The 24,686-nt window shown below is 41.7% G+C and carries 15 protein-coding genes; 4 read left to right on the top strand and 11 right to left on the bottom strand.

Features of this window, described 5'->3' with window-relative positions; all coding sequences use genetic code 11:
• Window positions 1-2 precede the first annotated feature (2 nt).
• Both HMPREF0766_RS13785 and HMPREF0766_RS13780 read left to right on the top strand, forming a co-directional pair.
• Window positions 3-827: an SMP-30/gluconolactonase/LRE family protein gene (locus tag HMPREF0766_RS13785; protein WP_002998298.1), complete on the top strand. Its 825-nt coding sequence runs from the start codon at window positions 3-5 to the stop codon at window positions 825-827.
• Window positions 828-957: 130 nt separating this feature from the next.
• Entirely contained in the window at window positions 958-2,259 is a 1,302-nt protein-coding gene (locus HMPREF0766_RS13780) for a UDP-N-acetylmuramoyl-tripeptide--D-alanyl-D-alanine ligase (protein ID WP_002998296.1), read from the top strand.
• A 38-nt stretch (window positions 2,260-2,297) separates the two neighbouring features.
• Here the strand turns inward: HMPREF0766_RS13780 and HMPREF0766_RS13775 are convergent, their stop codons facing one another.
• The 6 genes from HMPREF0766_RS13775 to xseA all read right to left on the bottom strand — a co-directional run bounded on the left by HMPREF0766_RS13775 (window position 2,298) and on the right by xseA (window position 11,439).
• Window positions 2,298-4,688 (bottom strand): outer membrane beta-barrel protein, encoded by a 2,391-nt coding sequence (locus tag HMPREF0766_RS13775; protein WP_002998294.1) that lies wholly within the window; start codon window positions 4,686-4,688, stop codon window positions 2,298-2,300.
• Window positions 4,689-4,836: 148 nt separating this feature from the next.
• Entirely contained in the window at window positions 4,837-5,280 is a 444-nt protein-coding gene (locus tag HMPREF0766_RS13770; RefSeq protein ID WP_002998292.1) for an RrF2 family transcriptional regulator, read from the bottom strand.
• A gap of 63 nt (window positions 5,281-5,343) precedes the next feature.
• On the bottom strand, window positions 5,344-6,990 hold the full coding sequence (pafA, locus tag HMPREF0766_RS13765) for an alkaline phosphatase PafA (RefSeq protein WP_002998290.1): 1,647 nt from the start codon (window positions 6,988-6,990) through the stop codon (window positions 5,344-5,346).
• Between the two features lie 7 nt (window positions 6,991-6,997).
• The gene (gene uvrA / locus HMPREF0766_RS13760) at window positions 6,998-9,802 is read right to left on the bottom strand and encodes an excinuclease ABC subunit UvrA (RefSeq protein WP_002998287.1); all 2,805 of its coding nucleotides are present in this window, start codon (window positions 9,800-9,802) and stop codon (window positions 6,998-7,000) included.
• 145 nt (window positions 9,803-9,947) lie between these two features.
• Window positions 9,948-10,175, bottom strand: a complete 228-nt coding sequence (xseB, locus tag HMPREF0766_RS13755; protein WP_002998285.1) for an exodeoxyribonuclease VII small subunit — start codon at window positions 10,173-10,175, stop codon at window positions 9,948-9,950.
• The gene (gene xseA, locus HMPREF0766_RS13750) at window positions 10,165-11,439 is read right to left on the bottom strand and encodes an exodeoxyribonuclease VII large subunit (RefSeq protein ID WP_002998283.1); all 1,275 of its coding nucleotides are present in this window, start codon (window positions 11,437-11,439) and stop codon (window positions 10,165-10,167) included. Before xseA ends, xseB begins: the two co-directional genes overlap by 11 nt.
• Before the next feature lie 188 nt (window positions 11,440-11,627).
• On the opposite strand from xseA, the gene HMPREF0766_RS13745 reads away from it, so the two are divergent.
• Together HMPREF0766_RS13745 and HMPREF0766_RS13740 are read left to right on the top strand one after the other, a co-directional pair.
• The gene (locus HMPREF0766_RS13745) at window positions 11,628-13,388 is read left to right on the top strand and encodes a serine hydrolase domain-containing protein (RefSeq protein WP_002998278.1); all 1,761 of its coding nucleotides are present in this window, start codon (window positions 11,628-11,630) and stop codon (window positions 13,386-13,388) included.
• Window positions 13,389-13,445: 57 nt separating this feature from the next.
• A complete protein-coding gene (locus tag HMPREF0766_RS13740; RefSeq protein WP_002998275.1) occupies window positions 13,446-14,615 on the top strand; it encodes a dipeptidase in 1,170 nt (389 codons plus the stop codon).
• Here the strand turns inward: HMPREF0766_RS13740 and HMPREF0766_RS13735 are convergent.
• From HMPREF0766_RS13735 to HMPREF0766_RS13715, 5 genes are all read right to left on the bottom strand, one after another.
• Window positions 14,612-16,480 carry a sodium:solute symporter family protein gene (locus HMPREF0766_RS13735; protein WP_002998273.1) on the bottom strand — a complete coding sequence of 623 codons (1,869 nt, stop codon included), beginning with the start codon at window positions 16,478-16,480 and terminating at the stop codon, window positions 14,612-14,614. The genes HMPREF0766_RS13740 and HMPREF0766_RS13735 overlap by 4 nt on opposite strands.
• 252 nt (window positions 16,481-16,732) lie before the next feature.
• Complete coding sequence (locus tag HMPREF0766_RS13730) at window positions 16,733-17,938, bottom strand: glycoside hydrolase family 130 protein (RefSeq protein WP_002998271.1); 1,206 nt, start codon at window positions 17,936-17,938, stop codon at window positions 16,733-16,735.
• Between the two features lie 14 nt (window positions 17,939-17,952).
• Entirely contained in the window at window positions 17,953-19,770 is a 1,818-nt protein-coding gene (locus HMPREF0766_RS13725) for an aryl-sulfate sulfotransferase (protein ID WP_002998269.1), read from the bottom strand.
• A gap of 83 nt (window positions 19,771-19,853) precedes the next feature.
• On the bottom strand, window positions 19,854-21,479 hold the full coding sequence (locus HMPREF0766_RS13720) for a RagB/SusD family nutrient uptake outer membrane protein (RefSeq protein ID WP_002998267.1): 1,626 nt from the start codon (window positions 21,477-21,479) through the stop codon (window positions 19,854-19,856).
• 17 nt (window positions 21,480-21,496) lie between these two features.
• On the bottom strand, window positions 21,497-24,514 hold the full coding sequence (locus tag HMPREF0766_RS13715; RefSeq protein ID WP_002998265.1) for a SusC/RagA family TonB-linked outer membrane protein: 3,018 nt from the start codon (window positions 24,512-24,514) through the stop codon (window positions 21,497-21,499).
• Between the last annotated feature and the right edge of the window lie 172 nt (window positions 24,515-24,686).

The following is a 24,686-nucleotide window of genomic DNA, read 5'->3' as shown; positions in this document are numbered from 1 at the left end:
TTATGAAAAACACAATTCTAAGTCTTTCCCTTTCCTTTCTGTGCGTTACAATGGCAGAGGCACAACATCAATTAAAAGAAATCTGGCGTACACAGGAAGAAATGCCTGTTCCGGAATCTGTTCTTGCAGTACCTGACAAACAATTGTATGTGTCATTGATAGACGGAGGCGGATCAGAAAGAGACGGAAAAGGAGGTGTTGCCCTGTTGCATACGGATGGGACAGTAAAAGATAAAGATTGGGCAACCGGAATGAACGCACCCAAAGGATTAGGACTGCATAATAATAAACTCTATGTAGCGGATATTGATCATGTGGTGGTGGTGGATGCTAAAAGCGGTAAATTATTAGAAAAAATTCCAGTTCCTGATGCCACTTTTCTAAATGATATCGCAATTGATGCTAAAGGAACAGTATATGTCTCTGACACGCGTTTAGGAAAAGTATTCAAACTGACGAACCACAAACCTGAGGTTTTTCTGGAAGTAGTACAAAGTGCAAACGGACTTTTGGTTGTCGGGGACAACCTTTTGGTACTCGCCGGCCCGGAATTGTGGAGTGTAAATACAAAGACTAAAGAAAAGCAGATTATCGCAGAAGGATTTGAGCATGGCGGGGACGGAATAGAAGCTGTAGGTAACGGGGATTATATTGTTACCTGTTGGCCGGGAGTGGTATATTATGTGAAGGCAGACGGAAATTTTGAGAAATTACTGGACGTAGAAGGAGAGTTCAATACAGCTGATCTGGGCTATGACGCCAGAAAAAAAATCGTGTATATACCTACTTTTAATGGCAATAGCGTGATTGCCTATCAATTAGACTAATATTTTCCAAATCAGACGGATTATACAATTTGATTTTATAAGGAAGAATTATGCTCTTATTTGTTAACCGTTGACAGACTCTTGCATATAGTTACAAGTTTATCTAAGTTTGTGAAACAAATTCTTGATCATGACTATTGAAGCGCTATACGATTTATATTTACAACATCCATACGTATCTACAGATACCCGTAATATTTTGCCTGGCAGTCTGTTTTTTGCGCTTAAAGGAGCTAATTTCAATGGAAACAGCTTTGCCGATCAGGCCTTACAAACCGGAGCGAGTTATGTGATTATTGATGAGGCTTCATATGCCAAAGATGGCCGTTATATTTTGGTAGATAATGTTTTGGAAAGTCTCCAGAAGCTTGCTAATCATCATCGTAAGACGTTGAGTATTCCGGTTATAGGTGTGACAGGAACAAATGGTAAGACGACCACCAAAGAGCTGTTGCATGCTACATTATCGCAGAAATTCAAGACGTATGCGACAAAAGGCAATCTGAATAACCATATCGGTGTTCCGCTGACTTTATTATCTGTTGATTCGACTATACAAATTGCAGTAATAGAGATGGGAGCAAATCACCTCAAAGAAATAGCTTTCTTATGTGATATTGCAGAGCCGACACATGGTCTGATCTCCAATGTAGGAAAAGCGCATCTGGAAGGTTTTGGTTCGTTCGAGGGGGTAAAGAAAACAAAAGGCGAATTGTATGACTATTTGCAGAACCATAATGGTACGTTGTTTCTGCAGGCAGATAATCCACATCTGAATGAGATGGCTGCGACGCGTAAAATAAGCGAAGTGGTGACTTATGGATTTGCCGAAACAAATGATGTAATCGGCAAATTGCTAAAAGCGGACCCGCTTCTGCAGATCGAATGGAAGGAAAAAGATAAGCCCGACTCTTATACTGTCCACACACAATTAACGGGATCCTATAATACAGAAAATTTTTTAGCAGCAATAGCTGTAGGACTATACTTTGGTGTCAGTGCGGAGCAAATCAATACCGGAATTGAGCGTTACACTCCTAAAAATAACCGTTCACAGGTTACAAAGACAGAGCATAATACCATTATAGCAGATTATTATAATGCAAATGCCAGCAGTATGGCTGCAGCTCTGGATAATATTGAAGTGATTGATGCTTCCCGCAAAGTGATCATATTGGGAGATATGTTTGAGATGGGGGATGAGTCTGATGCAGAACATGAAAAGGTGGTGCAACGGGCAAAATCTATTGGAGCAGATCGTTTAATTTTTGTCGGAAAGGCATTCAAAAAACAAGCGTATCTTGAAGCGGAGTTTTATGAAACCTCCGAAGAGGCAAAGCAGGCGTTGATTGACCGGCCGGTAATCAATAGTACAATACTGTTAAAAGCGTCCAGAGGAATGGCATTTGAACATTTGATGGATGTATTATAAAACAAAAACGGCCGGAAATATTTCCGGCCGTTTTTGTTTTATCCTGCCCGACGCATTTCATCATCGTTTGCATTGGATCTGTTTATTTCCCGCTTTTTACCTTTTTTGAAATTATAGCGGACAGTCATGCTGACCTGCTGGCTATTGGAATATTTGTACCGTGTACGGCGAATATCATTCACGTAGGCATCATACTGGAAAGCTGCGGATTTGAACAAATCATTCCCGTTGAGTGAAATCTGCAGGGTATCTTTGACAGCCTGATAGGTAATGCCTGCATGCTGCACAAATCTGGCTTTGGTCTCCAGTACACTGGCATTGCTGGGCGAGCTGTAAGATGAATTTAAAGTCAGTACCAGTTTGTTGTCTGGCAATACCTGAATCTGTTGGTACAGACCGGCGGTTACGTTAAAGCCGCTCGTATCATCAATCAATGCCAGATCCGAACCTCTTTTATGTGCCTGAAAAGCTAACTCAGGGGACATTTTCCATCTTTTCCAAAGGTTGAAATCAGTACTTGCATACAGACTGAGAATATCCTGATTGACAAAATTATCTACTCTGCTTTCGCGCTGTCCGGTTGTAGTATCGATTTTCATATATTCAGCATAGACATTACGTGTAGAATAATAGCTGGCATAAAATGTCCACTTTTGCCTGAGTACATACATAAAGGTCAGGTCATTGCTGAAATAAGGTTGCAGAGAAGGATTTCCATGTGAGTACTCGTATGCATTGGTATACCAGGCAAACGGGTTGACCCATGAAAACTCTGGCCGCTGGATCTTTTTACCATAGGACAGGTTGAACGTATTGTTCTCATCCTTATTAAATGATGCACTGAAGGAGGGAAAGAATTTTGTATAATTCCTTTTTGTGATCTGTCCGTTAGTAAGGCTGCTGCCTTCTGTCTGGGTCGCTTCCATGCGAAGTCCTCCCTGCAGCTCCCACTTGCCTATAGTTTTATTTCCCTGAACGTATAGCGCCTGAATACGTTCTTTATACTTGAAATTGTCAAACTTATCTTCACTGGCATCCCAGTCGTTATTTACAAACTCATAAAACGAAGTCTCATTCTGATTTTTGTTGAAGATAAGTTTCCCTCCGACATTCATATTCACAATTTTGTTAGGTAGATCCAGAGCAAGATTGGCTGTCTGAACTGCTACATTTTGATTGTTTCCGGAAAAGAAGCGTTGCGTTTGTGTAGCGTTTCCATCTTTGATGACTGAATTTGTAAAATCCTGCTCCCTGTCAAACAGTGTAGATACCTGTGCATAGTCAAATGTCAGTTTTCTTTTGCTCTTTCCGAATGTATGTACGTAATTCACATTGTAGGAAAAATTGCTGTAATCCTGAGGGTTGATGCCTGTCGTTCGCAGTGTAGAATCCAGTATCTTCTGGATATTGTAGATAAATGATTGATTATACTCTTCTCCTGTCGAAGGGCCTTTATAATAAGAAAAAGAGGCATTGATTGCATTATTAGAATAGGGTACAAACTCAATTCCGGCAGTTGCGGACAGGCTTTTTTGGTTGGTTACCTGTTCATTTTTATCCTGCCATAGTCCTGAAGTATAAAAAATGTCATTGGTGCCGTAGGTCCAGTTTTTTCCTTTATCTACACCTGCAGACCCCCATGTCTGCCATTTCCCGGCTAACATATTAAAATTACCTCCTAATGAAGTATTTGCATATTTGGATTTTGTCTGGGTCACATACGTAGAGGCATTTACTCCCTTTTCTTTTAATTCTTTCAATACAATATTGATGACTCCTCCTTTGGCATCGGCATCATATTCTGCTCCCGGGTTGTGTACTATCTCGAGTTTTTCGAGCATGTTAGCTGAAAGAGTAGCTAGATAAGAAGTCAGTTGTTCTCCGGTCATATGTATTTTTCTGCCGTTTATTCGGATCTCCGTTCCGGTCTTTCCGAGCAGATTGATCTGTTCTTCCTGTATCTGCACTGTCGGGGCGATCTTCATGATTTCCAGTACAGATCCGGTTTCAACTACACTGGGACTGAATTCTAATTTCCCGTTTCTGAAAGCGACCGTTGGTTTGTACTTTCTGATCTCTATTTCAGCCAGCTCTTTGGATTTACCATCTTTTTCAACTGTGATAAGCCCCAGATCAAGTTGTTTTTCGACTGTTATTTCTTTTTGATAAAGGAGCTCTTGTAAAAAAGTAACTTTCAGCAAATAAGATCCCTTATCTGATGTAAGCTGGAATTCTCCGTTTTCATCTGTAGCTCCTGCTGTGATCATTTTACCTGCGCCTTTGCCTTGATACAACGTTACTACAGCCGATGAAACAGGAGAATCATTTGAATTCCGGATTTTACCGGAGATATTAATCTGTGCAAATGTGTGTTGCGAAATACCTATAGCTAAGGGGATTATTAACATTAACCGGTAGAGATTTTTCATGATAAATAGGTTTAAATCTGTACAGTAAAAATAGGATATTGTTTATTAGCAGGTTGTTAAATAAGGTTAACAAATGTTAAAATAGTTACAAAAAAAGCACATAGCGCTTGCGCTACATGCTTTTTTATATTTTGCTTTCTGATAGGGCTTAAGATCTGATGTCCAGATTTAGTTCTTTTTCTTTATTGATAAGATGTGCTATACTCGTATCATTGAGGATCTGCAGCATTGCATTGCGGACGTCGATAAATGTATCGCGTATACCACATACATGTTCTTCCGTACATTCATCACAGGAACGATAAAAGTTAAGACTCACACAGGGTAATAATGCAATAGGCCCATCGATAAGGCGCATGACCTGTGAAAGAAAAACATCTTCCGGAGCTTTGTTAAGGCTGTATCCGCCGCCAGCACCTTTTTTGCTGTAGAGGATACCTGCATTTCGCATTTCTAATAAGATCTGTTCCAAAAATTTTTTCGGAATGTTTTCTTCATCAGCTATTTTAACAATTTGCATAGGCTCTTTTCCGTAATTTCGTCCCAAAACCATCAAAGCCTTGATTGCGTATTTTGTTTTCTTAGAAAGCATAGTTTAACTCCATTGATAATCCACAAAAATAAGCAAATTAATTGCGATTTTCATAGGATGGTTTTATTGACCTAATACTTCCAGTATCGGCTTACCAATATTGCCATTCGGTTCAGTAATATGCAGTAAAGAAGAAATCGTCGGCGCAATATCTGTCATATTAACCACTCTGTTTGAAGCTCCCGGTTTGATTCCCCATCCCATAAATATAAGTGGAATATGTGAGTCATAAGGTGTCCACGTACCGTGTGTAGTACCGGTAGAGCGCGGAGATCCGTCATACCATTGTGGTTCCAGTACAATCTGGATCACTCCGCTTCTTTTCATGTTGTATCCGTTGATGATACGTTCACGAATAGGTTGCGGGATCGCCATATTGTCCCCTTTCTCTACATCCACAACATAGGCTATTCCTTCTTCTTTTTTCAATACTTTGATAATCTCTTCTTTTACCTTATCGACATCCAGATTAGATTTTTCGATCAGCGGGTAATTCAGGTGAACCTGATAGTTCATCAGGCTTTTGACCAGCTTCGTAACGCCGAATTTTGCGTTCAATGCTGCATCCAGATCTTTCATTACCTGACGGGAAAAGAAATAACCTCCATTTCCTTTCATGTCCATAAAATAGCGGGAGTTATAAGAAGCTCCATGATCTGCGGTCAGGAATAAAGTATAATTACCCTGTCCCACTGTTTTATCCAGATAGTTGAAAAACTCTTCCAGCTGTTGATCCAGACGCAGATAAGTATCTTCAATTTCAATAGCAGATAAAGAATAACGGTGACCTACATAATCCGTGGATGAAAGGCTTACACAAAGGAAATCCGTGTTTTTGGTCGGATTATTTCCCATTTTTTCATTTTCAATAGCTGCTTTTGCCAGATCCAGAGTCAACTGATTACCATATGGAGTTGTTTTGATCAGCTCATAACCTTCATCCTTCATCAGCTTGGAAGTAAGGTGAGGGAAAGTTGGTTTGTCCTCGCCAGCCCATTTTCCTTCATATACATTGTCATCAGCAATACTGGATGTATAGGTTGAAATATCATATAGCGTATTCCAGTCTTGTTTCAGGTATTTGTCGGCCAGTTTCCTGCTGTTAAAATCCTGTACCCATTTCGGCAGTTGATCCATATAGAAATTACTGCTGATCCAGTTCCCTGATTTGCTTTCGAACCAATAAGCGGCATTTGCAAAATGACCTGCAGGCAAAATTCCCCCTCTATCTTTGAGAGCAATACCGATTACTTTTGATTTGAAATTAGTTGCCAGGCGCAATTGATCTGTCACCGTAGATGTTAACAGATTGCGTGGAGACTGTTTCCCTTCTTTTTCAGTCGTTCCTACACCTGTAACGCTTGTATCTTGTGTACAGTACATAGATTCTCCGGTCTGTTCCATGATCCAGTCATTTCCTGCAATACCGTGAATAGAGGGTACACTTCCGGTGTAGACCGAACTGTGTCCGATAGCAGTGTAAGTAGGTATATAATTAATGTACGTATTCTGGCAGGTAAAGCCGTCATTTAACAGTCTTTTGAAACCTCCTTTGCCGTAGCGGTCAGCAAATCGGTAAAGGTAATCCCAGCGCATCTGGTCTACCATTAATCCGACAACGAGTTTTGGCCGTTCAGGTTGATTTTGTGCCTGGGCAGTCAATCCCAGTATTCCGACAGTGGCTAATATTAGTACTTTTTTTAGCTTCATAGTAATATTAATTGTTGTTTAAATGATTCTTTAGGTATTGTCCTGTATAAGATTCCTTGCATTTGGCGAGTTCATCCGGAGTTCCTTCAAAAACCAGCTGACCGCCTTTATTTCCACCCTCAGGACCGATGTCAATGACCCAGTCAGCAGATTTGATCATCTCCATATTGTGTTCGATCACCAGAATACTGTTACCTAATGCGATCAAAGCATCGAAAGATTTCAGCAATTTTTTGATATCATGAAAATGCAGACCTGTAGTCGGTTCGTCAAAAATAAAAAGGGTCTTTTTACTGTTGTTCCCTTTGATCAGGAAGGAGGCAAGTTTGATTCGCTGTGCTTCTCCTCCGGACAAGGTACTGGAAGACTGCCCCAGTTTTACATAACCCAGACCTACATCCTGCAGGGGCTGCAGTTTGGAAATGATTTTAGCCTGATCCTTGAAAAACTCAAGAGCTTCATCCACGCTCAGGCTCAATATATCGGATACATTTTTGTCCTTAAACTGTACATCCAGGACATGTGGTTTGAATCGTTTGCCTCCGCATGCTTCACATGGCAACACAATATCCGCCATAAATTGCATTTCGATTTTTACTTCTCCCTCACCCTGGCAGACATCACAGCGTCCGCCTTCTACGTTAAATGAGAATGCAGCAGGCTTTAAGCCTCCGGCTTTCGCAACCGGAAGATTGGCGTATAGCGCACGGATTTCATCCCATGCCTTTACATACGTCACCGGGTTGGATCTGGAAGAACGGCCTATCGGATTCTGATCTACCATTTCTACTTGCTCAATACTGTTGATATCTCCTTCAATTCCATCGAATATACCTGTCTGTTCCCCGGAATAGTTACCTATAGCCTTTTGCAAAGCCGGGAACAAAATTCTTTTCACCAAAGAGGTTTTTCCTGAACCGGAAACTCCTGAAACAACCGTAAATACATTTAGCGGGAAGGCAACATCTATACCTTTGAGGTTATTTTCTCGGGCACCTTTAATCTTGATGCTATCATGCCATTTTCTTCTTTTTGCAGGAATATCAATTTGTTGTGTTCCGCTGAGGTACTGGCCTGTAAGGCTTTTCTTATCCTTCAGAATCTGGGAGTAAGTGCCTGCAAATACTAATTCTCCTCCGTTGATACCGGCTTCAGGACCGATATCAATAAGGTAATCCGCAGCTTCCATCATTTCCTGTTCATGTTCGACTACGATCACGGTATTGCCAATGTCCCGAAGTGATTTCAGGACGCCTATAAGACGTTGTGTATCACGGGGATGTAGTCCTATTGACGGTTCATCCAAAACATAGATTGATCCGACTAATGAGCTTCCTAGTGAAGTAGCCAGATTGATGCGCTGAGACTCTCCACCGGACAAAGAGTTAGATAAGCGGTTAAGAGTCAGATAACTCAATCCTACATCGCACAGGAACTGGAGTCTGTTGTTAATCTCTGCCAATAAACGTTTCGCTACAATCTCTTCATTTTTAGTCAGTTTTATTTCCCGGAAAAAAGTAAGGGCCTGATCTAACGGTAAGAGTACAATATCAGTGATCGAACGATCAGCGACTTTTACATAAGTTGCATCTTTACGGAGGCGGGATCCTTTACAGTCCGGACAATCAGTTTTACCCCGGTAGCGGGATAGCATGACGCGGTACTGGATTTTGTAGGTTTGCTCTTCCAGTTCCTGGAAAAACTCATTCAGTCCTCGGAAATAAGAGTTCCCTGTCCATAGCAATTCCTGTTGTTCAGGTGTCAGGTCTCCATAAGCACGGTGTATCGGGAAATCAAATTTGAGTGCAGATTTGATAAGCACCTGCAGCCATTCGCCCATTTTTTCACCACGCCATGGTGCGATCGCACCGTCGTATACTGAGCGGCTCTTATCAGGAATTACCAGATCCGGATCTATACCTATAATTTTTCCGTAACCTTCGCAACGGCGACAGGCACCGTATGGATTATTGAAACTGAAAAAATTGGGAGTGGGTTCTTCAAATGTGATACCATCCAGCTCAAATTTATCAGAGAAAAAATGCTTAGCACCGTCTATATCGACAGTACAGACTCCTTTTCCTTCGAAAAAAGCAGTTTGCACAGAATCTGCCAGACGACTGATCGTTTCTTCCTCCTTATCTAACCGGATGCGGTCAATAACAATCTGTACTTCATCATCTTTGAAAGATTTGTTAGCAACACCTTTATCATCGATAAGCTGCTCTATCTTTTGCATTTTGTCCTGATACCATACACGGACAAAACCTTTTTGTAAGAGTAAAGAGAGCTCTTCCTTTAGTTTTCTGTTGTTCAGCGGAATTAAAGGAGCAAATATGGTAACGGTAGTATCGTCCTGTGCTTTCGAAATAAAATCTACAACGCTTGATACAGTATCTTTAGTTACTTCCTTTCCTGAAACAGGAGAGAAAGTCTTGCCTATCCGGGCAAAAAGAAGTTTAAGGTAATCATAGATCTCAGTAGATGTTCCTACCGTAGACCTGGGATTACTGGTAATGACACGTTGTTCAATAGCAATAGCCGGTGCTATACCTTTTATATAATCTACTTCAGGTTTGTTCATCCTGCCCATAAACTGACGGGCATAGGAAGAAAGACTTTCTACATAACGGCGTTGCCCCTCTGCATAGAGGGTGTCAAAGGCTAAAGAAGACTTGCCTGATCCGGACATTCCGGTAATGACCACAAGTTTGTTTTTCGGCAGACTGACATCAATATTTTTCAGGTTATTGACTCGTGCTCCTTTAATAAGTATATGGCTTTTAGGGCTGTTTTTTTCAGAATCTTGCATGCAATGGTGACTTATCACGCTGTTTTTCAGTGAATTTTCGAAAGCAGCATGGCAAATTTAAGGAATTAAAATATCTTATGATACCCTGATCGACGGAAACTAATTAAACAACAATATCTTTACACTTAGGTTATATGCCTGTCAGTTACTCCTCTTCGGGGTTAGCAGGCGCCTCAGCAGGGGCCAGATTCGCCAGAAGCTGGTTTACTTCTTCTTCTGTAGAAGTCAGTTTGGTACGACATATTTTGATCAGGAGAGCTGCCCGCTTGATCTTTTCGGACAATTCATCAATATTCGTGCTTCCTGAAGAGATATCATTGACAATTTGTTGCAGTTCGTTGAATGCATCTGTATAGCTGTAGTTAGTCTCCATATTGTAGGGTATTAGTGGCATGTACTGTACTGGAGATTTCTCCGTCCTGCACGCGTGTGCTGATGTTGTCTCCCGGTTTGACCTGTGTCGCTGAAGTCAGTAATTGCCCGTTTATTTTTGTTATTGAAAATCCGCGTTGCAGCAGATGTACCGGATCGGCTAACTGCAGCAGTTTTTCTGTGTTTTCAAGAAATGAGAACTTTTCTTTTACCTGTTGCTGAAATCCGGCTTTAAGATCCTTTTCCAGGATATGAATATTGTTTTTGGCCATCTCGACCATATGTTGCGTAGTCCATCTGATATCTGTAGCAAAGACATTCAGTTTCTGAGCTTGTTGTTCAAATATCAGACTACTGTAATTTCGGATTGTTTCGGTGGCGCGATCCAGCGGAATAGCAAAATTATGAAATTTTTGCAGGAGAAAATCAGCTAATTCACTTGGTGTAATTGCGTTTTTATAAGCCACCATTTCACTAACCGTGAGGTTTGTCGAATGTCCGATTCCGGTGAGGACAGGCAACGGAAATATAGCTATAGCTCTTGCCAGAAGATAATTGTTATAGCTGGATAGTCCGACTTCTCCTCCTCCTCCCCGGATTATGGCGATCACATCATATTTATCCTGATGCTCGGCGACTATACTCAATTGTTGAATAATAGAAGGCACAGATTTATCCCCTTGCAACAGAGCCGGATATAGTGTGCATTCAAACCGGTATCCCCAGGGATTCTGATGAATGATTTTGTAAAAATCCGATAATCCCTTACTTGTTTCAACGGATATGATAGCAATACGTTTGGGAATTACAGGAAAAGGGAGAGACTTGTTCAGATCGTAGATGCCCTCTTCTTTAAGACGTTGTATGCTCTCCAGTTTCTCTTTTTCCAGTTCGCCCAGGGAGAATGTCGGATCTATATCTACAATTTTGAGACTTAATCCGTACATAGGATCGTAGGAGATGCTGGCCTGAAAAAGCATGGTGATACCTTCCCGGAGCGGTTCGCGTACCGTCTTCATAAAATTTATATTGATCCGGTTGTAGTCAGCTTTCCAGAGGATAGAACGGATCTCTGCGACAATTTTACCGTCTTTTTTCTCAACCAGTTCGGGATAACAATGTCCGGAATGCGTGTAATGATTCAGCTTATTCATCTCCGCTTTAATCCAATACATACTCTTGTAACGATCCGCAATAGTCTTTTGAATACTTTTCGTCACTTCCAGTAAGGAGAAAATGGTTTTATTATCGATAACCTCTGGCATTAAACAAACTTAGGCAATCTTTCTTTGATAAAAAAGTGACGATTTTAGCAGATTCTCTGTAATATTTTTACTGGATTGGGATAAAAACCATATTTGATTGCGTGTTTGTGCATTTTTGAAAGTTAAATTTACAGCAAAAAAGAATTTATTCGTTACTTTTATCATCGTAAACCCTAAATTAAAGACATATGAAAATCCATAAATGGGTAATCGCAGCAACTGTTTGTAGTTTTTTAGGAACACTTCCTCTGTATGCACAGTATAAATCCGCTGTCAAAAATGAGAGTGTCCTGCTCCTTAATCAGGAGGGAATCATTCCTCTTAAAAAGCTGGATGATTATAAAATTGTTATTGCCAGTCCTTCTTCAGATAAGTTTACAGATTTTATTGTTCAGGCCGGACGTTACAGTGAATTTGAAATAAAAGGAGTGGAAAAGCTGGATGAGAGTATTAAATATGCCAATACCGTTATTATTCCACTACGGGATGCCGATATCACGGATCAATTAGTTTATCAACTGGTTCAGGCCCGTAAAAACAATAAAAAGATTATTCTGGCTGTTTTTGGTAGCGGCAGCGGGCTGTCGAAGTTGAACAATATCACTTTACCGGTTTTGTTTAATACAAATACAGATAGTCAGGCGCAGAAAAATGCGGCTATGACTATTTTTGGCGGTATGTCCAGTACCGCAAAGCTGGATAAGACCTATAGTTTTTATTTTCAAAAGGGAGCCGGTTTCAATACGAATCAAACCAGACTTCAGTATACAGATGGTCAGAGCAGCCCGCTCAATCTGAATAAACTCACTAAAAAAATAGATGAAATTGCTGCAGAAGCCATCACAAAGCAAGCTACTCCCGGAGCGGTAGTGATGATCATTAAAGACGGACAGGTTATCTTTGAAAAGGGGTACGGATATCATACTTATGACAAAAAGACTCCCACAACTATAGGTAACATTTTTGATCTTGCTTCCGTGAGCAAAATTGCAGGTACAACGCCTGTTATTATGCGTCTTACAGAACAGCATGTCATCAATCTGGATAGTACTATAGGAGACTATCTGTATCAGGCACAGGCAACTAATAAAAAGAACATCTCCTTACGAAGTGTGATGTTGCATGAAGCGGGATTTACTCCTTTTATTCCATTTTACAGAAATCTGAAACCCGGGGCCCTGGAACGTCGTTTTTCGGCTAGTCACCAGGTGAAAGTGGCGGATAGCTGTTATTTGCTGAACAATTACTACAGAGATGTGATGTGGCCTGAAATGCTAAATTCTCCCGTCAAGCCGGTAGGCAATTACGTATACAGTGATATCAGTATGTATGTCATGAAAGAAGTAGCAGAGCATCAGACGGGTGTGCCTATGCAGGATTATGTACAGAAGAACTTTTATAAGCCGCTGGGGATGAAGACTGCAGGATATTTACCAAGAGACCGTTTCGCTAAAGAAAGTATTATTCCCACAGAAAACGATACTTCCTTTCGTAAAGTCTTATTACAAGGTTATGTACATGATCAGGGGGCTGCAATGGCAGGAGGAGTGGCGGGACATGCCGGGCTTTTTGCTACTGCAAATGACTTAGCCATATATGGCCAGTTACTTTTAAACAGAGGCGAGTATGGCGGAAACCGCTATTTTACAGGAGAGACGGTAGATCTCTTTACCAGCAAACAATCCGCAACAAGCAGACGCGGACTTGGATTTGACCGCTGGGATCCGAATCCTAAAAATGAATACCCCTCTAAGCTGGCAAATAGTTCGGTGTATGGACATACCGGTTACACGGGTACATGTATCTGGATAGATCCGTCCAATCAGCTTATCTATATTTTCTTATCCAACAGAGTCCACCCGCAGGTTTCATCTAAATTGCTGGATCTGAATATTCGCAGCCGGATCCAGGATGCCATATATGAAACACTGAATGAAGTAAAGAAATAACAGCATCCGGTCTGTCTATGGCCAGAGACCTTATCCTAATGACTAAAAGATACTCCAATGATTAAAACGGTCAAACAGTTAACTTTCGGAATTACACTTATGAGTGCTTTTTCTGTAGTATCGGCCCAGGATTACAAACAAATCCATAAGGATCTGATTGTGGTGGATGGTCATAATGATGTGATTTATGAATCCATTTTCAAAGGAAAGGATATTGCTAAGCGGCTGACTACAGGTCATACGGATCTGCCCCGACTTAAAGAGGGTGGGGTGGATGTACAGGTCTTTGCTGTATGGTCGGATGATAAGAACTGGAAAAAAGGAGCTTTTAAACATGCGAATGATCAGATCGATGCGCTGGAAAAAATGATTTCGGGAAATTCGGATCAGATCGAACTGGCAAAAAGCTCGAAGGACATAGATGCGATCCTGAATAAAGGAAAGATAGCTGCTGTGATAGGTGTCGAAGGCGGGAATATGATTGAAAGCAAAATCGAGAATCTGGAAAAATTATATGACAGAGGAGTGCGTTACCTTACATTGACCTGGAATTATAATCTTCCATGGGTCACAGCTGCTGCTATTGAGGTCAAAACAAGCTCGGATAAGGGTAAAGGACTGACAGCGCATGGAAAGGACATTATTCGCCGGATGAATGAACTGGGGATGATGGTGGATCTTTCTCATGGTGGCGAAAAGACTTTTTATGATGTTATCGCTACATCTACCAAACCGATTCTGGTATCTCATAGTAATGCCTATACTTTAATGCCCCATTATCGCAATCTGAAAGATGAGCAGCTGGAAGCATTGAAAAAGAATGGGGGAGTAATCGGTGTGAACTTTTATTCCGGATTTTTAGATCCGACGTATACAGAACGGGTCAGGAAGCTATACAGAAAGCATTTTGGGGATAAAGGGAACTATAAATTATCGCCGACCCGTCAATATGAAAAACTGCCAAAGAAATTGCAACAGGAAGCTAATGCTCCGATGTCCAAATTGCTGGAACATATTAATTATCTGGTAAAGAAAGTCGGTGTAGACCACGTGGCCATCGGATCCGATTATGATGGAATCGAATCTCCTCCACGGGAGCTGGATGATGTAAGCAAATTTCCTTTATTAACAAAGGCACTTCTGGAACAGGGATATTCCAAAGAAGATGTTGGCAAAATTATGGGCGGTAATTTTTTACGCTTACTTCGTGAAAATGAAGCGCATTAGAAGTTTTTCTTCATAAATTCATTGTATTCTTTCTCCTCGATATTCATCTTATCGTACCAGTTTTTCTTGAGGATAAGCGAGGTTATTCCTAGGATCAGCATACTGGTAAACAACGGAAAGCCTTGCTTGATTACAATATACATGGGTATGAGGGTCAGGCTGCATTGCCAGATAATACCGATAACAATATTGAACATATCACGTTTGAAGTTTTTGTTTTCTTTAAGATCAGGGTATTGTGCCATTGCTTTTTGGATGATGGGTTTCCAGAATCCCCAGGGACGTACTTTGATATAAAAATCTATCAATACTTTTTCTTCTGTAGGTTTGGATAGCAGTGTTCCCGTTATACATCCGGTAACGGATACAAACAGGAGTACAGGGAAATAATAAAGAGGAAGTATATCCGGAAAAAACATCGGAGCAATCAAGGCTGCTATGATTCCTGAAAGCATCCCCCAGAAGAAACCGTTGCCATTGAAGCGCCACCAATGCCATTTAAGTACATTGGCAGCAATATATCCGCCGTATAATGCGGATACAATCCACTGTAATACAGAGTTAATGTTGCTGACATACATGCCAATAATGGTACTGATAATCACGACAAGAGCAGATACAATATAACTCACTCTGATCTGTGTCACGGCTGAAGCTTTTTTATGTATATATTTCAGAAATACATCATTTACTAAATAAGCCTGTGCGGCATTGACTGTAGAGGCAAATGTAGACATGAATGCAGATAAAAGTCCGGCAAGTAGGAGACCGACCAGACCCACATGTGCAAACTCATTAATCGCTCTGGGTAAAATGGTCTCAAAATCTATATTACTACCCATATTGTTAAAATCCTGACTGAAAAATACAAGAGCAAGAACCGTGAATCCCATAATCATAAGATATCGTGGAATTAACAGGATGACGGATACGGAGCCGCTCATGAGGGCTGCTTCTTTAGGGCTTTTGCAGGCTAATATCTTTTGCATATCATAGTTGGCTGCCGGACCTGCCATACTCATAAAGATTCCTTTGAAAAGCATCATCATCACAAAAATGGTAAACAAACTATACTGATCTTCGTTGATTTTGTCCATAATAGAGGGTATGAGGTTACTCCAATCCAGGTCCAGTGTCCATCCAAAAGAAGGAGAATCCCAACCTGCGGGAGTGTGGGCCGCAAGCATTTCGGGACTTACTTTGTTCATCGCGATTACGGCGATTATAATTCCGGAGATAGTCATAATACTGAACTGCACAACATCAGCCCATACAATGCTGTGCATACCTCCTAACATCACATAGAAGGTGGCAATTCCTGTAAAAAAAATGCCATAGACCTGTGCAACGGATGCTGTTTCAAGATGAAGCGGAATATATTGAGAAACAAATTCCCAGGGGAAGAATACTTCCATAAACTTGCCTATACCGATAAATCCATAGCTCAAAAATCCCAGTACACCCATCAGGGCGTAGAGGATCACAATAGTATGAGATAGATTAGCCCCCCGTCCATAGCCAAATCGTGTCCGTATCCATTCGGCTCCTGTAAGTACATTGGATCTTCGCAACCATACTGACAGATATATCATAAGAAAAACCTGATTAAATACGGGCCACAACCAGGGAATCCAAAGACTCTTGAATCCATACACAAATGCAAGGTAAACCATCCACATCGTGCCTGAAATATCAAACATTCCGGAAGCATCGGAGAGACCCAATAGATAAAAAGGAAGAGATTTACCTCCAAGAAAATAGGAGTCAAGATTTTTAGATGCTTTCTTTTTCAGCAATACACCGATGACAATCATTGTAATGAGATATACAACGATAATAAGAATGTCTATAAACTGGAGTTTCATTGGAAATCTGCTATCCTTTTGTATGTATCAACCGGAATATAATTTTTATGGAGCGGCTAAAGGTACATTTTTTCTATTTCTTTACGAGTGTTAATATAATACTCACCGGTTAATGATCAGAAATTTTTCTGAAAGCTGACCAGCCTTAGTAGGATTACGGGGTCAAATGTTTTATGTCGTTTGCTGTCCCACCCTTGTTAACGGTGGATCGTAAATAACAGTGCGATAAAGAGGCAGAATACACTAATCATGTTATTCATTCTGTTGTTTGTATATATTATTTTTGTCAATGAGTTCATTAATTTTTTTTATAGATTCTATTGTTCTTAATCCGTCTTGGGGGGTATGAAGACAATAATCCAGCAATTGATCTATAGTAGAAACGGCTACATGCATCCGGGTATCACTGGATGCGTAATAAATATATACTGTTCCGTTTTCATCTGCAATCCAGCCATTGGAAAACAGCACATTTGATACATCACCAATCCTCTCATCTTGTTCCGGAGCCATGAAATATCCTGCCGGCTCGGCGATCAGTATTTCCGGATTAGTCAGACTTGTGACGTACAGATAGAGTACATAGCGGAGCCCGGCTGCGGTATGTCGTACACCATGAGCCAGATGGAGCCAGCCTTTGGCCGTTTTAAGCGGAGAAGGCCCTTCTCCGTTTTTGACCTCTTTAATCGTATGATAATGACGTTTATTGATGATGATTTCGTTTTGTATTACGGCATGACAAATGTCCTCTGTCAGTGCCCATCCAATTCCGCCCCCATTTTTGGCCAAGATAAAATCATCCTGAGGACGTGTATACAGCGCATATTTGCCATTTACAAATTCGGGATGCAAGACGACATTACGCTGTTGATTGTCAGCCCTGATATTGGGAAGCCTTTCCCAATGCATAAAATCTTTTGTGCGGATAATGCCTGCCGAGGCGAGAGCAGAAGATAAATCTCCCGAAGAAGCCTTTGGATCATGTTTTTCGCTACAAAAGATGCCATAGATCCATCCGTCTTCATGTGCTGTAAGGCGAATATCATAGACATTCGTCTCTTGTTCATCATTGTCAGGAAAAGATAAAGGCCTTTCCCAGAATCGAAAATTATCAATGCCATTGGGGCTTTCGGCTATAGCAAAGAAGGATTTTCTGTCTACTCCTTCTACACGCACCAGCAGAAGATATCGCCCCTGCCATTTGATTGCTCCGGCATTTAAAGTCGAATTGACTGCAATTCGTTCTAAAAAATATGGATTCGTTTCGGGATTAAGATCATATCGCCAGTTTAACGGAATATGATGCTTGCTGATGACCGGATATTGATAACGATTTATAATACCATTAAAATCTGATTGTGGTATGTTGGTTCTTGTCAGTAACTCCTCGTGTCTGTCAAAAAGTAATGCTCTTCGCTGCTTAAAAAAGTCTCCCCTCATGTTGTTCTGCTGGCTCATGTGTAATCAATAGGTTATAGATTGTCCGGATATAAGGAAAGGCGTGTTACCCTATGAAAAGCGGTGTAGCTTGGGGAACTGATCTCCAGTTCATAGATGACTTCCTTGGTTTTGCCATCTATTTCGATGATATGGCCTCCGTTGCCTTTGTTGGTCACTGTCCCCATTCCCGGACAGAATAATATATTTCCGGTTTGGGCCAGGTATTGTACTCCTGAAAGTGCCTGTGAAAAGGTTCTTCTTCCTCTGTTTTGTCCATATGCCCACACCTGTTGTACAGTTTTTCTTACTTCATCGACCGCATATTCTACTACACGACTGTAGCTTTGGTCGGAGCTTAAGTCATTGGGTTTGAAATGGCGGTTGTAGCCATTATCAAAAACAAGGATATTGCCATTTGGCATCACTACAGGAGTATGTGGCCCCCATGGCCAGTCAAAATCAGGATGAGCGACCTCTCCGGAAATGACCTTAGGGTCAGTAACCGGCTGTCCCTGCTTATCCAGAGGCTGTAACAGATAGGGCTGATAGGCTGCGCCCCATCCTTTGTGTGGCGAAATAATCCATTTCAGCTTATTGGACGGATTAAAACTGGTAATCCCCTGATAACGCAAGGTGGCCAGAAGATCATTACCCCGCTCTGCAATAGAGTTGTTGTGGGCCCAGTTACTTGCTGTCTGGGCAAATTGCTGAGGCGTGTTAGCATCCGGCGTGTCATATCGCGCGCTGTCCAGCATAGTGACCAGGTCCCATTCATGGACAAGACTTCCGGATGTTGGATTAAGCTCTATAATATGATCATTGATTCTGGGTTTGCCATTATTCAGACGGGCACTGGATTTTGTCACTGTGATCAGGAAGTTTCCGTTTTTTGCCTCCGATACTTCATGATGGAAAGTGTATCCTAGCTTTTTGAGGTCCCACTGCCGTACAAGCTTTCCGAACAGGTCCAGTTCGACAATTCGGTTTTGGTACATATCTCCTGATAGAAAATTTCCGTTTTTAAGTCGTTTCAGACCAATAGAAGCACCTAAAGACTGCAGTTCCGGGGACTTTTTGAGAAGCAATATCCACCGTATTTCTCCATCGGCATCCAACATATAGGGACAGGAAGTGTCCAGTTCGCTTTCTCCCGGATAACTTACCAGATTTACTCCGGGCTCCATTCTGGCCGTTTGAGCGGTGATGATTTCAAAAGAGGGAAAAGAACTTATATCAAGAGGTTTTGTCTGGATCGATATAGAAGTGCGACCCCGTTCAAGACCATCTTTGTCCGTGAATACAAGTTCCACTTGATTATTATAATTGGCATAAAGTCCCAGTACAGGTACCTGTTGTCTGGGCGTCTGTGTCTGCAGTAAGTGTGTAATGGTGCCTTGTTCTCCGGATTTGCCTTTCACAATTACTCTGATTCTTCCCGTTGCGGGTAATAGTACATCTACCATAGCCGCGAGAGGATTATATCCTGTAGGATCCAAGACTATATCTTTTACGATAAAGTCGAGCTTAGTTCCTTTTGACGGAATAGTCAGAGAGTGCTGATCTGTAAAGGTGATTTGTGTAGACCATAGTTCGGGGGTTTCTTTGATCTCTTTGATAACAGATACCGGTACACTGACCTCTCCTGTTTCGAAATAAAAAACATAATATTCGGCACCCTTTATATACTTTTGGAGAAGAGCTCCCTTATCGATCATCGCTTCCATGGCGGCGTGAAAGGGAAGATCGGTACTTGTTGTGTCGGTCTTATCGTCCTTACAGCTTACCGAAAGCAAAAGGATAATGAACAGTAACTGTATAGTGAATCTTCTCCTTAAAAATTGTCCAGACATAATGTTTTGGGATAAAAGACAGGGAACATTTTACTGTCCCCTGTCTGGTTTTATGATTGCATTAGTACTTGTTCTTATTCTTATTATCTCCAGAGCGGATGTTGCTGGATCGCTGTATTTGTATTCATTTCTCCCTGTGGTATAGGAAGATAATAATGCCTGGCCTGAAAGTTTTCTGCACCTTGTTTTTTGTTGGTTACGAGTATCTGTTTCATCTGGTCGTAAGAATACCAACGTTTCAGATCAAAAAAGCGGTGACCTTCAAAGAAGAATTCCAGTTCATTCTGATGAATCATTTCTTTCCATAATTCATCAGCATTAGCCCAGGTCTTTGACGCCAGTCCGGCACGGTTTCGAATACGTGTAAGATCCGCTGCTGCGTCTCCCGGTTTACCCGTCTTGATGCAGGCCTCCGCATGCATCAGCAGTACCTCCGCATAGCGCATTACGCGAAGATTATTATTTTGGTTTTGTTGATTGTACATGCTGTTTGCATCGGCTTCATTTTTATAAAAATTGGTAAATTTTTTAATTAAGAACCTGCCTTTTACAGCATTTATGGTTGGGAAATCCGGCTCTCCGCGAAGGCGTTTGGTTGCACATGCTTCCCATATTTTGTCAAATGACATATTCCCGAACCATGCACCATCCGGAACAGTCGATTCGAAGTCCGAATGTTTCCAGAATAGGCTGGTGTACATTCGTTTATCAAATCGGGTGCTTGATCCCGCGGGGCGCTCTTCTGCTGTGAAGCTCTTGACAATGGAAGCGGTGGGCATCCATTTGAACCATCCTCCTGTTCCCTGCGGACCGACAAAGTTGGCAATTACAAAACCTTGTGTACTGGTCGATTCTTCAGATCCCCATGAACCGCTGCCGAAACTGCCGTCATAGATAAGTTCAAATATGGACTCTTTATTGAGTTCCTTATATTCGGTAAAGTTGTCTTCGAAGTTTTCAACCAGATCGTAGTTGTACGGAGCCTTCATAATAGTTGCCAGCTCCGCTTCCGCTTCCGGATAACGCTTCATGAAAAGATAAGTCTTACCTAAGTAAGCGATAGCAGCACCTTTGGTCACACGTCCTGCTTCTGCAGCCGGCCTTGTAACAGGCAGATATTCTTTTGCGGTCTTGAAATCTTCTGCAACCTGTTTCCAGACTTCTTCCTCGGGTGAAGATTTTTTCATGATTTCATCAGAGCTCTCACCTGCAGGGAGCAGGCGTATAGGGACATCCCCAAAGTTGCTGGCAAGTAGAAAATAAGCATAACCTCTCAGAAAACTGGCTTCTGCATACAGCTCATTTATCTTATTCTCACTCATTGGAACATTACGTATATTTTTGAGAACGACATTTGCTCTGTTGATACAATTGTATAATCTTCCGAAATCGCTTTCAGCAGTATTAGCCGTATTGGTATAGGTAGCCGGTTCCCAGTTCAGTATTTCTTCACCCAATATAAACCAGACATCATCGGCTCTGTTCATGGTATGCCATCCGGTGTATCCGCCAAAATATCCGTACATCTGTCCCCGTATAGGCGAGTAAACCGTTGCTAAGGCAGCCTGTGCATTGGCTTCTGATGTCCAGAATGTTTCTTCAACAGCCTGATTTGGATTGACCAGGTCTAAAAAGTCTGATTTGCAGCCGGATAGGGATAGTGCGACTATCGCAGCAAAAGATATATTTTTTAATATAGTGGTTTTCATGTTTTACTTTTTAAGGGTTAGAAATTCGCTTGCAGACCTATCATAATTGTTCTGGCTAATGGGAATCGTCCATGATCTGTGCCTCTGGACATCGTGCTTGAGCCTCCACCGTTCTGATCGTCATTCTGTCCGAGATCAGGTGTATATCCTTTGTATTTGGTCGACGTGAAAAGATTGTCAGCAGCAGCGAAGAGACGAAGGTTTTTGAACTTCGCTTTGCTTACCCACTGCGTATTGAAAGTATAACCGATTTCCAGTGTTTTGAGTCTGAAGAATGAACCGCTTTCTAACCAACGGTCACTGACTCTCCGGCTATTTTTGTTTTTATCCTCCTGTGTGAAACGAGGAACATCAGTATCTCTGTTCTGTTCGGTCCATGCATTTTCTACATTGGAACCGAAATTGGTAAATTCATTCATAGACTCCATCCGTGCCCGGGTATAGTTATATATTTTATTTCCCGCCATCCCGTCGAAAAATATACCCAGATCAATCCCCTTATAGGAAACATTTCCTCTGATTCCATAGTTGAAATCCGGAAACGGACTTCCCGCATATTGCCGGTCATCATCTGTGATCTTGCCGTCTCCGTTGAAATCTACAAAGCGGATGTCTCCCGGTTTTGCATCCGGCTGAATAAGTTGACCATTCTGAGTTGTATGTGCTTTTACTTCTTCCTCAGATTGAAACAGGCCATTGGTTTTTATCAGATAGAAGGCACCAATGGGATCACCGACTTTTGCCCAGGTGATAGTGCCTTCTCCCTGAGGATTATAACCGCCAAATTCCTGAATAGATCCGACAGTCACGGCCTTGACCTTGTTTTTTACGGTTGATGCATTCACAGCAATGTTGTAGTGTACTTCACCGACATTATTCTTGTGATTTAATAAGAGCTCAAATCCTTTATTCTGAATTACGCCTGCATTCATAGTGGGGCTTCCATTCATACCTGCAGAGCTTGGCATAGCAATGCTCAGCAACACATCATTCGTCTCCTGGACATAATAATCCGCATTCAAGCCAAACTTGCCGTTCATAATGCTTACATCCAATCCCACATTACTTGTTTTGGTCTCTTCCCATGTCAGGTTTTTAGGAGAAACCCAAGTCACGCCAGTATTGCTTCCCATCCACCATGTTCCTCCCTGGATGTAATTGATCCCGCTGGAACTGATATTCTGTGTTGCATAATTTCCGATTTCCTGATTTCCCAGAATCCCGTAACTGGCCCGTAATTTCAGTTCGCTGATTTTGTCTTTAGCCTGAGCAAAGAAACCTTCGTTCATGATGTTCCAGCCGACTGATACAGATGGAAATATTCCATATCTGTGGCCGTCTGCAAATCTGGAAGAGCCATCTCTTCGTACAGATGCAGTCACCATATAGCGTGAATCATAGCTATACATTGCTCTGGCAAACTGAGACAGCAAGGCATATTCCTGAAGCTGACCTGAAGTGGTTTGCTGTGTTGTAGAGCCTGCACCGATAGAGTTGGTTCCGAACGGAATATCACTACGTCCGGCGCCAAATCCGCGATTCGAATTTTTCTGAGAAGAATAACCTAATAGTGCAGATACGGTATGTTTTTCAAACGTATTGTCGTAATGCAGGGTATGTTCCAGCAGCCATTGATTTTCAAAAAATGCCGATTCGTTTAACTTTGACTGAACTGCTCCGGAACCGAAATCGTATGGCGCATTATAAGCATAGTTGCGTCCATTGTCTTTGTTATAACCAAAGTTGAGTTTGTATTTCAACCCTTTCAGCCACAGATCCACCTCTGCATAAGCATTGAATAATATTTCGGTACTATGCACTTCATTATCAAACAGGCGTGAGGCACCTACAGGATTGTCCATATTTTTCATCCAGGGTGAAATACCTGCGTATCCGCCAAGCTGATCTGCATCATAGACAGGCATCAGAGGGTTTTGACGAAGTGCATCCGTAATCGTTAATCTGTTGATATCTTTATTAGATGTTTTCAACAATAAGGTATTGCCTAATCTGAAATTGTCATTAAAAAAGGAAAAGGTGTTTTTAGACCGGATATTGAAAGCATCGTAACCGGAGTTGATCAGAATCCCTTCCTGATTGATATATCCGGCAGATAAGCTATAAGTAGCCTGTTGTGAGCCGCCGGTAATACCGACATTGGCTTTCGTTACGGGAGCTGTTCTGTATACTTCGTTCTGCCAGTTGGTTCCTGTACCCTGATAGTCTACTGCCTCCTGAGGGAGATAGCCCGATTGTTTCATTATTGTTTTCCACTGTTGCGCATCCAGCACACCTAGTTTTTTGGTAATATTCTGAACGCCCGAATAGAAGTTTACATTAATGGTGGGAGCCATTTCCTTTTTGCCGCTTTTGGTGGTGATGAGCACTACACCATTTGCGGCTCTTGAACCGTAAATAGCAGCCGCAGAAGCATCTTTGAGTACTTCCAGAGATGCAATATCTGCAGGGTCTACCATATTGATATCTCCGTATACACCATCGATGACATATAGAGGGGTGTTAGCTCCTAAGGAACTAAGTCCCCGGACATTGATGCTCATGCCTGAGCCGGGCTGCCCTCCTGTATTAGATACGGTGACACCGGCGATCCTTCCTTGCAAAGCTCCGCTGGCACTTTTTGCAACATCAGCCTGAAGATCTTTGCCTGTCACTGAAGCTACGGCGCCGGTCAGGTCACGCCTTTTGACTGTTCCGTACCCGACGACGACGACTTCGTCCAGCTGATTATCTTCTTCTAAAGTAACCTGTAAAAAGGATGCGTCTGAGACGGTAAGTTCAGATTTTTGCATGCCTACATACGAAAACTGGAGTATTTTGCCTTGAGGGATACTGATCGTAAAATTTCCGTCAATATCTGTTTTTGTGCCTTCGGAACTGCCTTTTACAGCAACTGTAGCTCCGGTTACAGGTTTGTTTTCTTTGTCTCTGACTGTCCCTTTGACAGTGATAGCCTGCTGCGCCCAAGCATATAGACTACAGACTCCAAGCAAGAGTATTAAAATAGTTCTTCTCATACGGTTTATAATTTTCTGGGTTGAGGGTTGTGTTCTCCTAAACAATCGGGGATGTACTAACTTCATGGTCTGTGTGCATTAGTCTATCCGGAGTGTTTTTGGAATTTGTCCGGAGCTAAACTACAGGAAAACATATTTTGTAAATTGAACTATTGCTTCAATCGGATTGAAC

It is taken from the genome of Sphingobacterium spiritivorum ATCC 33861 (genome assembly GCF_000143765.1).
Taxonomy (GTDB): domain Bacteria; phylum Bacteroidota; class Bacteroidia; order Sphingobacteriales; family Sphingobacteriaceae; genus Sphingobacterium; species Sphingobacterium spiritivorum.
This window is presented reverse-complemented; position numbering and strand designations above follow the sequence as displayed.

Excerpts from the sequence above, each read along its gene's own strand:
- HMPREF0766_RS13720 (WP_002998267.1), bottom strand. The coding sequence starts at position 21,479 with ATGAAAACCACTATATTAAAAAATATATCTTTTGCTGCGATAGTCGCA.
- xseB (WP_002998285.1), bottom strand. The coding sequence starts at position 10,175 with ATGGAGACTAACTACAGCTATACAGATGCATTCAACGAACTGCAACAA.
- HMPREF0766_RS13730 (WP_002998271.1), bottom strand. The coding sequence starts at position 17,938 with ATGAGCCAGCAGAACAACATGAGGGGAGACTTTTTTAAGCAGCGAAGA.
- pafA (WP_002998290.1), bottom strand. The coding sequence starts at position 6,990 with ATGAAGCTAAAAAAAGTACTAATATTAGCCACTGTCGGAATACTGGGA.
- HMPREF0766_RS13780 (WP_002998296.1), top strand. The coding sequence starts at position 958 with ATGACTATTGAAGCGCTATACGATTTATATTTACAACATCCATACGTA.
- xseA (WP_002998283.1), bottom strand. The coding sequence starts at position 11,439 with ATGCCAGAGGTTATCGATAATAAAACCATTTTCTCCTTACTGGAAGTG.
- HMPREF0766_RS13725 (WP_002998269.1), bottom strand. The coding sequence starts at position 19,770 with ATGTCTGGACAATTTTTAAGGAGAAGATTCACTATACAGTTACTGTTC.
- HMPREF0766_RS13745 (WP_002998278.1), top strand. The coding sequence starts at position 11,628 with ATGAAAATCCATAAATGGGTAATCGCAGCAACTGTTTGTAGTTTTTTA.
- HMPREF0766_RS13740 (WP_002998275.1), top strand. The coding sequence starts at position 13,446 with ATGATTAAAACGGTCAAACAGTTAACTTTCGGAATTACACTTATGAGT.
- HMPREF0766_RS13775 (WP_002998294.1), bottom strand. The coding sequence starts at position 4,688 with ATGAAAAATCTCTACCGGTTAATGTTAATAATCCCCTTAGCTATAGGT.
- HMPREF0766_RS13715 (WP_002998265.1), bottom strand. The coding sequence starts at position 24,514 with ATGAGAAGAACTATTTTAATACTCTTGCTTGGAGTCTGTAGTCTATAT.
- HMPREF0766_RS13785 (WP_002998298.1), top strand. The coding sequence starts at position 3 with ATGAAAAACACAATTCTAAGTCTTTCCCTTTCCTTTCTGTGCGTTACA.
- uvrA (WP_002998287.1), bottom strand. The coding sequence starts at position 9,802 with ATGCAAGATTCTGAAAAAAACAGCCCTAAAAGCCATATACTTATTAAA.
- HMPREF0766_RS13770 (WP_002998292.1), bottom strand. The coding sequence starts at position 5,280 with ATGCTTTCTAAGAAAACAAAATACGCAATCAAGGCTTTGATGGTTTTG.
- HMPREF0766_RS13735 (WP_002998273.1), bottom strand. The coding sequence starts at position 16,480 with ATGAAACTCCAGTTTATAGACATTCTTATTATCGTTGTATATCTCATT.